The organism is Rhizobium sp. 2MFCol3.1 (assembly GCF_000377565.1).
Classification (GTDB): domain Bacteria; phylum Pseudomonadota; class Alphaproteobacteria; order Rhizobiales; family Rhizobiaceae; genus Rhizobium.
On sequence record NZ_KB898378.1, the window covers coordinates 36286 to 48370 of the forward strand.

12 protein-coding genes are annotated in these 12085 nt (G+C 63.6%); 5 read left to right on the top strand and 7 right to left on the bottom strand.

What is annotated here, in order from left to right; all coding sequences use genetic code 11:
- Nucleotides 1–67: 67 nt before the first annotated feature.
- The 4 genes from D460_RS0129855 to ppa all read left to right on the top strand — a co-directional run bounded on the left by D460_RS0129855 (nt 68) and on the right by ppa (nt 5022).
- Complete coding sequence (locus D460_RS0129855) at nt 68–1645, top strand: alkaline phosphatase D family protein (protein ID WP_155947888.1); 1578 nt, start codon at nt 68–70, stop codon at nt 1643–1645.
- Nucleotides 1646–1780: 135 nt separating this feature from the next.
- Nucleotides 1781–3598: a translational GTPase TypA gene (gene typA / locus D460_RS0129860; RefSeq protein ID WP_018902288.1), complete on the top strand. Its 1818-nt coding sequence runs from the start codon at nt 1781–1783 to the stop codon at nt 3596–3598.
- A 204-nt stretch (nt 3599–3802) separates the two neighbouring features.
- Complete coding sequence (locus D460_RS0129865) at nt 3803–4309, top strand: GNAT family N-acetyltransferase (RefSeq protein ID WP_018902289.1); 507 nt, start codon at nt 3803–3805, stop codon at nt 4307–4309.
- 176 nt (nt 4310–4485) lie between these two features.
- A complete protein-coding gene (gene ppa / locus D460_RS0129870) occupies nt 4486–5022 on the top strand; it encodes an inorganic diphosphatase (RefSeq protein WP_018902290.1) in 537 nt (178 codons plus the stop codon).
- Here the strand turns inward: ppa and D460_RS36600 are convergent, their stop codons facing one another.
- Together D460_RS36600 and D460_RS36605 are read right to left on the bottom strand one after the other, a co-directional pair.
- Nucleotides 5023–5364: a DUF167 domain-containing protein gene (locus D460_RS36600; RefSeq protein ID WP_018902291.1), complete on the bottom strand. Its 342-nt coding sequence runs from the start codon at nt 5362–5364 to the stop codon at nt 5023–5025.
- The gene (locus D460_RS36605) at nt 5331–5654 is read right to left on the bottom strand and encodes a YggT family protein (RefSeq protein ID WP_026283700.1); all 324 of its coding nucleotides are present in this window, start codon (nt 5652–5654) and stop codon (nt 5331–5333) included. The genes D460_RS36600 and D460_RS36605 overlap by 34 nt, the downstream gene beginning before the upstream one ends.
- 108 nt (nt 5655–5762) lie before the next feature.
- On the opposite strand from D460_RS36605, the gene D460_RS0129885 reads away from it, so the two are divergent.
- On the top strand, nt 5763–7010 hold the full coding sequence (locus D460_RS0129885; RefSeq protein ID WP_018902293.1) for an MFS transporter: 1248 nt from the start codon (nt 5763–5765) through the stop codon (nt 7008–7010).
- Between the two features lie 186 nt (nt 7011–7196).
- Here D460_RS0129885 and D460_RS0129890 read toward each other — a convergent pair whose 3' ends face one another.
- The 5 genes from D460_RS0129890 to D460_RS0129910 form a co-directional block, all read right to left on the bottom strand.
- Nucleotides 7197–7682, bottom strand: a complete 486-nt coding sequence (locus D460_RS0129890) for a RidA family protein (RefSeq protein WP_018902294.1) — start codon at nt 7680–7682, stop codon at nt 7197–7199.
- Nucleotides 7683–7821: 139 nt separating this feature from the next.
- Nucleotides 7822–8625, bottom strand: a complete 804-nt coding sequence (locus tag D460_RS0129895; protein WP_155947890.1) for a glutamine amidotransferase — start codon at nt 8623–8625, stop codon at nt 7822–7824.
- Nucleotides 8615–9100: a TerB family tellurite resistance protein gene (locus D460_RS0129900; protein WP_018902296.1), complete on the bottom strand. Its 486-nt coding sequence runs from the start codon at nt 9098–9100 to the stop codon at nt 8615–8617. The genes D460_RS0129895 and D460_RS0129900 overlap by 11 nt, the downstream gene beginning before the upstream one ends.
- A gap of 15 nt (nt 9101–9115) precedes the next feature.
- Entirely contained in the window at nt 9116–10744 is a 1629-nt protein-coding gene (locus tag D460_RS0129905) for a heme biosynthesis protein HemY (RefSeq protein ID WP_018902297.1), read from the bottom strand.
- Nucleotides 10745–10748: 4 nt separating this feature from the next.
- Nucleotides 10749–12077, bottom strand: a complete 1329-nt coding sequence (locus D460_RS0129910; RefSeq protein ID WP_018902298.1) for a COG4223 family protein — start codon at nt 12075–12077, stop codon at nt 10749–10751.
- Between the last annotated feature and the right edge of the window lie 8 nt (nt 12078–12085).

Genomic DNA, 12085 nt, shown 5'->3' on the forward strand with positions numbered 1-12085 from the left:
ACATGTGGGGTGGGCATAGGCGGGGTGCGGGAGATCGTCCCGATTGCCAAGCCGGATGCGCCACCTGATGACACTGACGGAACCGACCCGCCGCCGTTTTTTATCCTCGATGGGAGCGGTTGGCGGATTTGCCGTGGCGGGGCTGGCGATGCCCTATTATGCGCGCGGATCGTCCAGCCGGCCGGTGTTTACCTCGGGCGTGCAATCCGGCGATGTCGATCAGACCTCGGGGATGATCTGGACGCGGGTGGATCGGCCGTCGCGGCTCTTCGTGGAATATTCGACATCAGACAAATTCTCCAATGCCGTGAGGCTGCCGCCGATCGACGTCACGCCCGATAGCGATCTGACCGCGAAGCTGTTGCTTACCGATCTGCCTGCCGACCAGGAGGTGTTCTACCGCTTCCGCGCGGCGGATCTCCAGGACATCAACAGCCGGTCGGAGCCGATCCTCGGGCAGTTTCGCACGGCACCCGTTGCCCGCCGCGACATCCGTTTCGTCTGGTCGGGCGATACGGTGGGGCAGGGGTGGGGGATCGATGAGGAGGGGATGCGGACCTATTCGACGATCGCCTATCACCGGCCGGATTTCATGATCCATTCCGGCGACACGATCTATGCCGACAATCCCGTTCCAGACGAGATCTCGCTGCGCGGCGGCGGGGTCTGGAAAAACCGTGTTGTCACCGAGGCCAAGCGCGAGATCGCCCAGACGCTCGAGCAGTTTCGCGGGCAATGGACCTATAATCTGCTCGATGAGCACGTAAAGTCGCTCAACGCCGTCTGCCCGATCTTCTACCAGTGGGACGATCACGAGGTGCTGAACAACTGGTCGCCGTCGACCGATCTCAGCCATGACGACCGCTATAAGGAGAAGTCGGTCGCGGTGCTTTCGGCGCGGGCGGCACAAGCCTTTCACGAGATGACACCGACGCGCCATGTCGCGGCCGAGCCGGGGCGGATCTATCGCAAGGTTTCCTATGGGCCGCTGCTCGATGTGTTTTTCGTCGATCTGCGCTCCTATCGCGGGCCGAACAGCCATGGGCTGGACGAAAAGCTTTCGCCGCAGTCGCGGATATTCGGCGAGCGGCAGGTGGCGTGGCTGAAGCGTGAATTGGTGCGCTCGACGGCGACGTGGAAGGTGATCGCCTGCGATCTGCCGATCGGGCTCGTGATCTGGGACGATTACGGCAATCGGCGCGGATCGGAATCGATCTCCAATGGCGACAACGGCGCACCGCTTGGTCGCGAGCTCGAATTCGCCGACCTCCTGCGCTTCATCCGCGATGCCGGGATATCAAACATGATCTGGCTGACGGCCGACGTGCATTACGCGGCGGCGCATCACTACAGTCCCGAGCGGGCGAAATTCCGCGAGTTCCTGCCGTTCTGGGAGTTCGTGGCCGGGCCGCTGCATTCGGGCACCTACGGGCCGCAGGAGCTCGACATGACCTTCGGGCCTGAAGTGAAGTTCATGAAGGCTGCTCCCGGCGGTGCCGAGCAGAACCTGCCGCCATCAGCAGGGATGCAATTCTTCGGGCTTGTCGATATCGATGGCGCCAGCGAGCAGTTGACGGTGCGGCTGATGGATCGCAACGACCAGGAGCTCTGGCGGGTGGTGCTCGACCCCGAAAGGACGAGCTGATGCGATCCGTGCTATACGTGCATTCCTCTCATTCCAGGCTCCCCCCTTTCGCATTCGCGAAAAACACTGTAAGAGCCGCCCCAATGCAATTGGCGCCCTCCCAGCGTGGCGCCCCAGCCTCAGAGATATAGACATATGGCACTTCGCAACATCGCGATTATCGCGCACGTTGACCATGGCAAGACGACACTGGTCGACGAGCTCCTGAAACAGTCCGGCTCGTTCCGCGAAAACCAGCGCGTTGCGGAACGCGTGATGGACTCGAACGACCTGGAAAAGGAACGCGGTATCACGATCCTTGCCAAGGCGACCTCGGTCGAGTGGAAGGGTGTTCGCATTAACATCGTCGACACCCCCGGCCACGCCGACTTCGGCGGTGAAGTCGAGCGTATCCTGTCGATGGTGGATGGCGCGATCGTTCTCGTTGACTCCTCTGAAGGCCCGATGCCGCAGACGAAGTTCGTCGTCTCCAAGGCGCTGAAGGTCGGCCTCCGTCCGATCGTCGCGATCAACAAGATCGACCGTCCCGATGGCCGCCACGAGGAAGTCATCAACGAAGTGTTCGACCTCTTCGCCAGCCTCGACGCCACCGACGAACAGCTCGACTTCCCGATCCTCTACGGTTCCGGTCGCGATGGCTGGATGAACTTCAATCCTGAAGGTCCGAAGGATGAAGGCCTGGCGCCGCTGCTCGACCTCGTGCTCAAGCACGTTCCGGAGCCGAAGGTTGCCGAAGGCCCGTTCACGATGATCGGCACCATCCTGGAAGCCAACAACTTCCTCGGTCGCATCATCACCGGCCGCATCAATTCCGGTTCGATCAAGCCGAACCAGGCCGTCAAGGTTCTCAGCCAGGATGGCAAGACGATCGAAACCGGTCGTATCTCCAAGATCCTCGCATTCCGCGGCATCGAGCGCACCTCGATCGAAGAAGCACATGCAGGCGACATCGTCGCCATCGCCGGCCTCTCCAAGGGCACGGTTGCCGACACCTTCTGCGATCCGGCTGTCAACGAAGCGCTGACCGCGCAGCCGATCGACCCGCCGACCGTCACCATGTCCTTCATCGTCAACGACAGCCCGCTCGCCGGCACCGAAGGCGACAAGGTTACCTCGCGCGTCATCCGTGACCGCCTGTTCAAGGAAGCCGAAGGCAACGTCGCGCTGAAGATCGAAGAAGCCGAAGGCAAGGATTCGTTCTACGTTTCCGGCCGCGGCGAATTGCAGCTCGCCGTTCTGATCGAAACCATGCGCCGCGAAGGCTTCGAGCTTGCCGTGTCGCGTCCGCGCGTCGTCATGCACAAGGACGAGAGCGGCCAGACCATGGAGCCGATCGAAGAAGTCGTCATCGACGTCGATGAAGAACATTCCGGCGTCGTCGTTCAGAAGATGTCCGAGCGCAAGGCTGAAATGACCGAGCTGCGTCCTTCGGGCGGCAACCGCGTTCGCCTGGTGTTCCACGCTCCGACCCGCGGCCTGATCGGCTACCAGTCGGAACTCCTGACCGACACGCGCGGCACCGCCGTGATGAACCGTCTGTTCAAGGACTACCAGCCCTACAAGGGTGAAATCGGTGGCCGCACGAACGGCGTTCTCCTCGCGAACGCTGCCGGCGAAGCCGTGGCCTACGCCATGTTCAACCTGGAAGATCGCGGCCCGATGATGATCGAGCCCGGCGAAAAGGTCTACATGGGCATGATCATCGGCATTCACTCCCGTGACAACGACCTCGAAGTCAACGTCCTCAAGGGCAAGCAGCTGACCAACATCCGCGCCGCTGGCAAGGACGAAGCCGTCAAGCTGACGCCGCCGATCCGCATGACGCTCGACCGCGCTCTCTCCTGGATCCAGGACGACGAGCTGATGGAAGTGACGCCGAAGTCGATCCGTCTGCGCAAGATGTATCTCGATGCCAACGACCGCAAGCGCTTCGCCAAGGCGAAGACCGCCTAAGTCGAACAGGCTCACAAGAGACTTCGAAACCCCGGCCATCGCGCCGGGGTTTTTATTTTGTGCGGTTCGCCGAATCCTTCTTGTCGCAATAGTTAAAAAAGCGTTAAATTTCAGCCGTCGTCCACATGTTAACCCTGTGGGCAATCCGGCTGAATGCGTTAGCGCATATGGTTAATTGTCCGCGACCGGGCCAGAGTAAGCGTTATGAAGACGTTGTCGATCGATGTTCGGCGGGCCGAGCCGCATGATTCCCGAGCTATCTCGGAGGTGCACCGGCTTGCGTGGAAACATACCTATGCCGGCATCATTCCGCACAAGGCGCTGACGCAGATGGTGGAACGCCGCGGCGAGAGCTGGTGGCGCAAGGCGACACGCGGACCGGCGACGCTGCTCGTGCTCGATGTCGCCGGAACGGTTGCCGGCTATGCAACGCTCGGTCTCAACCGCGCCCGCGCGCTGCCGCAGGAAGGCGAGATCTACGAACTTTATCTCCGCCCCGAATATCAGGGCATCGGCCTCGGCCACATGCTGTTTTCCGAAGCGCGGCGGCTTTTGAAGTCGCTCGGCTGCAAGGGCATGGTGGTCTGGTGCCTCGAAGAGAACGAGGGCGGCGCGGAGTTCTATCGCGGCCATGGCGGCATCGATTATTGCGAGGGTACCGAAACCTTCGACGAGAAGCCCTTGAAGAAGATCGGCTTCATCTGGAACTGAGCGATCTGCTCAACGACAAGGTGCGGGGGAGCCAAGTTTTGGCCTCTGCCCAGTTTTCCGGCATTTTGAAGGCCAGATCATAAAACAATCATGTGCCTGCGCGGTCGTGCCATGTTGCTTCGCGGCATGAATCCGATTATCTGGCTGCGAAGATTTCACGTCGCGGGAGTAATCGCATGCGCATCGACGCCATTGCCATTGGCAAGAACCCACCTGAGGACGTCAACGTCATCGTTGAAGTTCCCGTCGGTGGCCACCCGATCAAGTACGAGATGGACAAGGACGCCGGCACGCTGGTTGTCGACCGTTTCCTCTACACGCCGATGACCTACCCGGGTAACTACGGCTTCGTACCGCACACGCTGTCGGAAGATGGCGACCCGATCGACGTCCTGATCGCCAGCACCCGCCCGCTGGTTCCGGGCTGCGTCATCAACGTGCGCCCGATCGGCGTTCTGAAGATGGAAGACAATTCCGGCAAGGACGAGAAGATCATCGCCGTTCCGTCGCCGAAGCTGACCATGCGCTACGACAAGGTCAAGGACTACACGGATATGCCCGAGATCACGCTCAAGCAGATCGAGCACTTCTTCGAGCACTACAAGGATCTGGAACCCGGCAAGTGGGTGAAGATCTACGGCTGGGGCGACGCCAAGGAAGCCGGCCAGCTGATCCTCGAGGCGATCGAACGCGCCAAGAAGGAAAAGGCCTGATTACAGGCCTAGTAAAGCTTCCAGCTTTTTGATCAGATCCTCCGGCTCGGCATCGATCCGGAGGATTTTTTTACGCGACGTGTCGCCTGAGACGAGATCGATGGCCGACTTGGGGGCGCCGAGCTGCTTCGCGACAAGCGCGATCAGCGCCTTGTTGGCCTTGCCCTTCTCGGGAACGACCGAGACGCGGGCCTTCAGATGGGCCCTGCCGTCGGCATCCAGCTCAATTCCATCGAGCTGATCCCGCCCGCCATTCGGCGTCAGCCTGATGGCGAGGACGAGATGATCGTCAAAGGCCTGCCAGGGCCTTATCGCAACACCATCGGCACGATGGTGTTCCACATGAACGAGCGGATGAAGAAGATGATGAGCAGCAGGATGATCGGCGAGATGTCGATACCGCCGAGGTTCGGCAGCACGCGACGGATCGGCCGCAGCACCGGTTCGGTGACGTTGTAGAGGAACATGCCGACCGAATTGACGAACTGATTGCTGGAATTGATCACGTTGAACGCGTAGAGCCAGGAGAAAATGGCGCTGGCGATCAAAATCCAGGTGTAAAGATTCAAAGCCAAATCAATGGTTTGAAAAAGCGCAAGCATCGCAATCTCCAGTTCGTTGTTGACAGACATGTAGACATTGGCGACTAAACCGGCAAGAGCCGTGTGCAATGCCGCGGCAATTCATGTTTAACGGGCGCGTCGGGGAACGATATTTCGTCCGTTTGTTGGAAAGACATCATGTCCATCTCGGCTCACGGCGACCGCTTCGCGGCCTTCCGGCACTCCTCCTACACCCGCTTCTTCTTCGCGCGCTTTCTCTTGTCGTTTTCGCAGCAGATCGTCAGCGTCGCGGTCGGTTGGCAGATGTACGACCAGACGGGCAGCGCCATCTATCTCGGCCTGATCGGGCTGGTGCAGTTCCTCCCTTCGCTGCTGCTCATCCTCGTTACCGGCTCGGTGGCCGACCGCTATAACAGACGCGCCATCGCCTCGCTGTGCTCGCTGGTGGCCGCCCTTTGCACGCTGACGCTGCTTGGCATGACCATGACCGGCACCTTCTCGCCCATCCCTGTTTTCGCGGTGCTTCTGGTCTTCGGCATCGAGCGCGCCTTCATGTCGCCGGCGGTGCAGTCCTTGGCGCCCAATCTGGTGCCCGCCGACGATCTCTCGAACGCGATCGCCTGGAACTCGTCTTCCTGGCAGCTCGCCTCGATCACCGGCCCCGTCATCGGCGGCCTGCTCTACGGCATCAATGCGCATACGGCCTACACGGTGGCCGTGGTGTTCGCGGGCCTTGGGGCGGGGCTGCTCTTCCTGATCCCGAAGCCGGCGCAGAAGACCACGGGCGAGGCGAAGAGCTGGGACATGATCCTCGGCGGCTTCAAGTTCATCCGCACCGAGAAGGTGGTGCTGGGCGCGATCTCGCTCGATCTCTTCGCGGTGCTCTTGGGTGGCGCCACGGCGCTGATGCCGATCTTTGCGCGCGATATCCTGACGCTCGGCCCCTGGGGTCTCGGCCTGCTGCGCTCGGCACCGGGTGTAGGTGCCATCATCATGGCTGTGCTGCTTGCGACCTATCCGCTGAAGCACCGCGCCGGGGTCTACATGTTCGTCGGCGTGGCGCTGTTCGGGCTGGGCACGATCGCTTTCGGCCTATCTGATAATGTCGAGCTGTCGATCGCGGCGCTGGCGCTGATGGGCGCGGCCGACATGGTGTCGGTCTATGTGCGCGAGAGCCTGATCGCGCTCTGGACGCCCGACCAACTGCGCGGCCGCGTCAACGCCGTCAACATGGTGTTTGTCGGGGCGTCGAACGAGCTCGGCGAGTTTCGTGCAGGCACGATGGCTTCGGTGTTTGGCGCGGTGCCGGCGGTGGTCATTGGCGGGATCGGGACGCTGGTTGTGGCGGCGTTGTGGGCTAGCGGGTTTCCGCAGTTGCGGAAGATCGATACGCTGGATGCGCCGGAGCATGTGACGCGGGGGTAGTTTTCGGGGGGTGGCTAGCGTCGCGTGCGCGGCCCCCTCATCCGACCCTTCGGGCCACCTTCTCCCCGTTGGGGCGAAGGGGAGGTTGGCGCGAGTGGCTCACCCCGAGTCTCTTCTCCCCATCGGGGAGAAGGTGCCGGCAGGCGGATGAGGGGGCCACGCCCGCCAACATTCACCCATAATCCCTCACCCAGAAATCATCACCTCCGCCTCGATCTCGACCGGAAAATTCAGCGGCAGGCCGGCGACGCCGATGGCGGAGCGGGCGTGGCGGCCGACGTCCTGGCCGAAGACGTCGTTGATCAGCTCGGTGAAGCCGTTGATGACGGCGGGCGGGTTGGAGAAGTGGGGGGCGCAGTTGACCATGCCGAGAACGCGGCACCAGCCGGTGATGCGGTCGAGGCTGCCGAGTTCGCGCTTCAGGCTTCCCAGCATGGCGAGCCCGACCTTGCGGGCCGAGGCGTGGGCCTCCTCGATCGTCACCGTGTCGCCGACGATGCCGAAGGGGCCTGATGGGGAGCCGTCGGGGTTCTGCGGGCCGTGGCCAGAGATGAAGGCCCTATTCCCTCGCACGTTGACCCAGGGAAAGGGCAGCGTCATGTGCGAGGGCAGTTTCAGCGGCTGGGGCAGGACGAGGCCCAGCGAGACAAGCTTCTGTTCGTAGTTCGACATGCTGTTCCCCTGACATGGCTGCGGTCATGGCGCGCCTGGCGCGACCAATCGGCCGGATCGTGGATCGGAACCTGTTTCTGCTACTAAAATGCCGTCGAAGTGACGTCGCACACCATAGCACGACGCGGGGTGCTCCGCATCAGGCCGTCAGCGTGGCCTTCGCCGAGGGGGCCGATCTCGGCTTCTTGCCCTCGAAGACGAGATCGAGGAATTCGTTGAGCCAGGCCTTGAGCGGCGCGTCGAACAGCATGCGGCCTTCGAGATGCTCGCGGCCCTGCTGGGCGTTGGGGAGGATGAAGCGATGGGCGCCGTGGACGACCCAGCGGTGCATCATCGCCCGGGTCAGTTCGGCGTGGAATTGCAGGGCCCAGGCGTGGCCGTTGTAGCGGAAGGCCTGGTTCGGGTAGACGTCACCTTCAGCAAGAAGATCGGCGCCGCGCGGCAGATCGAAACCTTCGCGGTGGAAGTGGTAGACCATGCGCGGCCAGTGCATTAGCTGCCGGCCCTTTTCGGTCGCGCGCAGCGGGTACCAGCCGATCTCGGTGGTCTCGTCGGCATTGGCCGCGACCTTGCCGCCGAGATGGCGCACCAGCATCTGCGCGCCGAGACAGATGCCAAGCAGCGGCCTCTTCTCCTTCAGCGGCACATCGAGCCAGCTGATCTCGGCCTTGACGAAGTCGTCGGGATCGTTGGCGCTCATCGGGCCGCCGAAGACGACGGCGCCGGCATGCTCGGCAAGCGTTATCGGCAGCTTCTGGCCTAGCACCGGGCGGCGGATGTCGAGCGGATAGCCCTTCTCGGCGAGCAGCTGGCCGACGCGGCCGGGGCTGGAGCTCTCCTGATGCAGCACGATCAGGACCGGGCGTTTGCCTTCGAGGCTTGAGCCCGGGTCGTTGGGGCCGGCAATGCCGGTGCCCGCCGCGCCTGTACTGTCAGTCGGCATCGTCTTGCACCACATCGATGCCGGTGACCCGTTTCGCTGCCTCCTGACGCTTCTGGATGCGCTCGCGGGCCGACACGCCGAGAAGCTCGGCGATGCGCCAGATGGCGTCGTCCTCCATCTCGCTGCGCTCGCCATCGGCATAGACGATGTCCCAGAGAATGCCGATCAGCTCCAGGCGCTGTTCGGTGTCCAGATGGCGCTTCAGGTCGGAGGTGAAGCGGTAATAGTCGACAGCGTCGCTTTCGGCTTCCCGGCCGGCGGCAATCAGCGCGTCGAGCTGCTTGCCGTCGAGACAGTACTGGTCCTTCAGGAGCGTGCGTAGACGCTTCTTCTCGCTGTCCTTGATCTGGCCGTCGGCCTCCATGACCTGCATGCAGAGTGCGGCCACCGCGATGCGGGGATCATCGGGCGCGAAGCTGCTCTTTTGGGTGTCTGCGGTCAGGTTCTGAAAAAATGCCTGGAAGCGTTCGAACATACGGGTCCTGTTTGGCTAGAAGAGGCGAAGCCGTGTCTTGGGTTCTGGCTCGGCCGATGGATTGCGCACACCCGGATCATCCGGCAGGCCGCCGAAGAAGGGGCGCGGTTCGGGAGTGTCGGCAGGTTTGCTCGCGGTTGCCGGCTCCTTCGGGGCCGGTTTCGGCTTGGCGGGCGCGGGTGCTGCGGGCGTCTCGGCCACCGGGCGGGCGGCCTTGGCGATGGTGGCGGCGCGTTCGAGCTCGATGATGCGGTGATCGCCGGCGGCACTTTCGGGCCTGACATCGCGCACCGGCGGCAGGCTCTTCAGCGCGCTGTCGATGGAGATGACGGAGCCTTCTTCGACCGGGCCTTCGACCTGGCCGAACGGTGCCTTCCAGACGAAGGCGTCGAGCTTGCCCGTGACCGGCGAGAGCGGCAGCCATTTGTCGGAGACGTAGCCGTCAGCCACCCATGCCGGATCGCGCGGCGCCTTCAGCGCCTGGGCGAGCCAGTGGCGGATGCGGCCTTGGTCGCCGGTCTCGGCTTCCTCGATATCGGCGAGCAGCAGGAAGGCTGCCTCGCGCGGCTCGATGCGGGCGGCTGCCTCGGCCTTGGCGCGGGCCTTGGCGAAATCCCTGATGTCGAGTGCTGCCTGGGCAACGATCAACAGCGATTCGATGTTGTTGGGGCGGAGCGCCTCCAGCTTTTCGGCGCGCTTCAGCCGGTCGGCGAGCGAATCGCCGCTGCGGGCGCGCACATAGGTGGCGCCGATCTCGGGATGCGGGTTGGTCTTCCAGGCCTGTTCGAGAATGGAGGCTGCCTTGCGCAGCTTGTCTTCGCGAAACAGCGCCTTGGCGGCGATGATCGCGGCCGGCTCGAAATCGGCCGAGAGTTTCAGCGCATGCGTGGCGTCGTCGCGGGCGCCTGAAGGATCGTTCTCCAGCTTCTCGTCGGCGCGCGCAGTCAGAAGCACGGCGCGCAGGCGGTCGGCCTCGGCCTTTTCGATGACGCGGGCGGCCTTCTGCTGCTCGAGCAGGCGGATCGCATCATCCCAGCGGCCGGACTGGCTGCGGTATTCAAGCGTCGCCTGGGCGGCCCAGGGAAGGTAGGGCGCGTTGTCGGCGGCCTTTTCGGCGTATTGCCGGGCGGCCTCGTTGGCGCCGAGGCGCTTGGCTTCGAGATAAAGGCCGCGCAGGCCGAGCTCGCGGGTTTCGGGATCCTCGACCATCGCCTCGAACTTGGCGCGGGCCTCGTCATGCCGGCCCTCGATCAGGGCTGCCTGGGCTTCGAGCAGCGCGATCAGCGGCTCCTGGTCGGCGCGGATAAGGCCGCGCGAACGGGCGGCCATCTTGCGAGCCATCAGCGCATTGCCGGCGCCGGCGGCGATCAGGCCGGTCGAGAGCGCCTGGTAGCCACGGTCGCGCTTGCGGGCGCGGAAATAGCGGGTCACGGAGTGCGGCGAGGTCCAGATGACGCGCACCAGCCACCAGGCGACCATGACGACCGCGATCAGCGCGATGATCGCGGTTGCGGCGACGATCAGCCGGGTCTGATAGAGCTGGCCTTCCCAGATGAGCGAAAGATCGCCGGGGCGATCGGCAAGCCAGGAGAAGCCGTAGCCGAGAACAAGCACGAGAAGCGCGAAGACGACGAGCCTGATCATATCCTCAGCCCTCCTTGCCGGTGCTTGGGCCAGTACCGGAGACAGCCTTCGACAGCGCGCTGCCGACAAGCTCCTCGACGCGGATGCGGGCGTCCAGCGATTGTTTGAAGGCGGCGGACGCCTGCTTGGCATCTGCCGGCAGCGTGGTCCACTCGTTGGCCGCACCCGGCAAGTCGCCGTTCTTCACCTTGTCTTCCATGCGCGCGGCAATCGCCTCGACGCTTTCGCCCTCAATATTGCCGACCGGGCGCACGCTGACCAGCGACTTGGCGCCAGCCATCAGCCGGTCGGACCAGCTCTCGTTCGGATCGGCCTTGTTGACGCTGCCGACAATCGCGGTCGCGACATCGGGCGCCTGGCGGATCAGCTCGGCGCGCGAGGGCACGCCTGTTTCGGCGAAACTCTTGAGGTCGGCGACGACGGGGTCATCGGGCGAAACGCCGGCATAGGTGTCGAGCTCGGCGACGAAAGGACCGCCACGATCGATCGCCGCCTTCAGGCCGGCTGCGGCGATCGCCTTGGCGACGGCGACGTCCTGGCGCGGCTCATTGAGCTTCTGTTCGGCGGCGGTGAGGCGCTGTTCGAGCTCGGCGCCGTTGTTGGCACGCTGCTCGGTCGCCTGGCTGACGGCGCCGCGTAGCTGGTCGAGCTCCGCGGTGAGATCCGATATCTTCTGGTTCAGCGCATCGACGGTGGCGCTGTCGGTACCAGAGCCGGCTGCCTGAGGCGCCTTGGCGGCGGTCTCAAGTGCTGCGATGCGGCTTTCGAGCGCATCATTGACCGGCGCTGCCTGCGGTGCGGCGGCGAGGTTGGCGACGGACTGCTTGAGGCCGTCGATTTCGCCGGAGAGGTTGGCGATTTCGGGCGAAGCCGTCTCAGGCGCCGAGGAGCCGGGCAGGAAGCCGGCATACTGGATGGCGCCGGCACCGATCAACGCGATCAGCCCGCCGACGATGCCGGCGGCGATCAGCCCGGACGTGCCGCCGGGTTGCCGCTGTGGCTCGCTCTTGGGGGGCTCCACGGGTTCGGGCGCATGGTTATAGGGCGGCAGTTCGGGATCGGGAGCCTTGTCATAGGCGAAGGGCTCCGCCGTCTCTTCAGCAGGAGTTTCCGCCTTGGCCCTCGAGGCGTCGCTCTCGTCGATACCTTCATCGGGAACGATCGATTCGCTGGTCTCCGACGGCGCTTCGGCTACCTCGTCGGCCGTCTTGCCGATATCGTGTTGCGCGTCCTTGCTGGCACTCTCCTCCGAGGCAATCTCCTGCGCATCCAAGTCGATCGTGACCGGCTCGTCGGTGCTCTTCGAATGGCGGGGCGGATTTCCTGGTGCCATGAGACCCT

Coding starts and splice junctions, on each gene's coding strand:
- D460_RS0129855 (WP_155947888.1), top strand. CDS start 68: ATGACACTGACGGAACCGACCCGCCGCCGTTTTTTATCCTCGATGGGA.
- typA (WP_018902288.1), top strand. CDS start 1,781: ATGGCACTTCGCAACATCGCGATTATCGCGCACGTTGACCATGGCAAG.
- D460_RS0129865 (WP_018902289.1), top strand. CDS start 3,803: ATGAAGACGTTGTCGATCGATGTTCGGCGGGCCGAGCCGCATGATTCC.
- ppa (WP_018902290.1), top strand. CDS start 4,486: ATGCGCATCGACGCCATTGCCATTGGCAAGAACCCACCTGAGGACGTC.
- D460_RS36605 (WP_026283700.1), bottom strand. CDS start 5,654: ATGTCTGTCAACAACGAACTGGAGATTGCGATGCTTGCGCTTTTTCAA.
- D460_RS0129885 (WP_018902293.1), top strand. CDS start 5,763: ATGTCCATCTCGGCTCACGGCGACCGCTTCGCGGCCTTCCGGCACTCC.
- D460_RS0129890 (WP_018902294.1), bottom strand. CDS start 7,682: ATGTCGAACTACGAACAGAAGCTTGTCTCGCTGGGCCTCGTCCTGCCC.
- D460_RS0129895 (WP_155947890.1), bottom strand. CDS start 8,625: ATGCCGACTGACAGTACAGGCGCGGCGGGCACCGGCATTGCCGGCCCC.
- D460_RS0129900 (WP_018902296.1), bottom strand. CDS start 9,100: ATGTTCGAACGCTTCCAGGCATTTTTTCAGAACCTGACCGCAGACACC.
- D460_RS0129905 (WP_018902297.1), bottom strand. CDS start 10,744: ATGATCAGGCTCGTCGTCTTCGCGCTTCTCGTGCTTGTTCTCGGCTAC.
- D460_RS0129910 (WP_018902298.1), bottom strand. CDS start 12,077: ATGGCACCAGGAAATCCGCCCCGCCATTCGAAGAGCACCGACGAGCCG.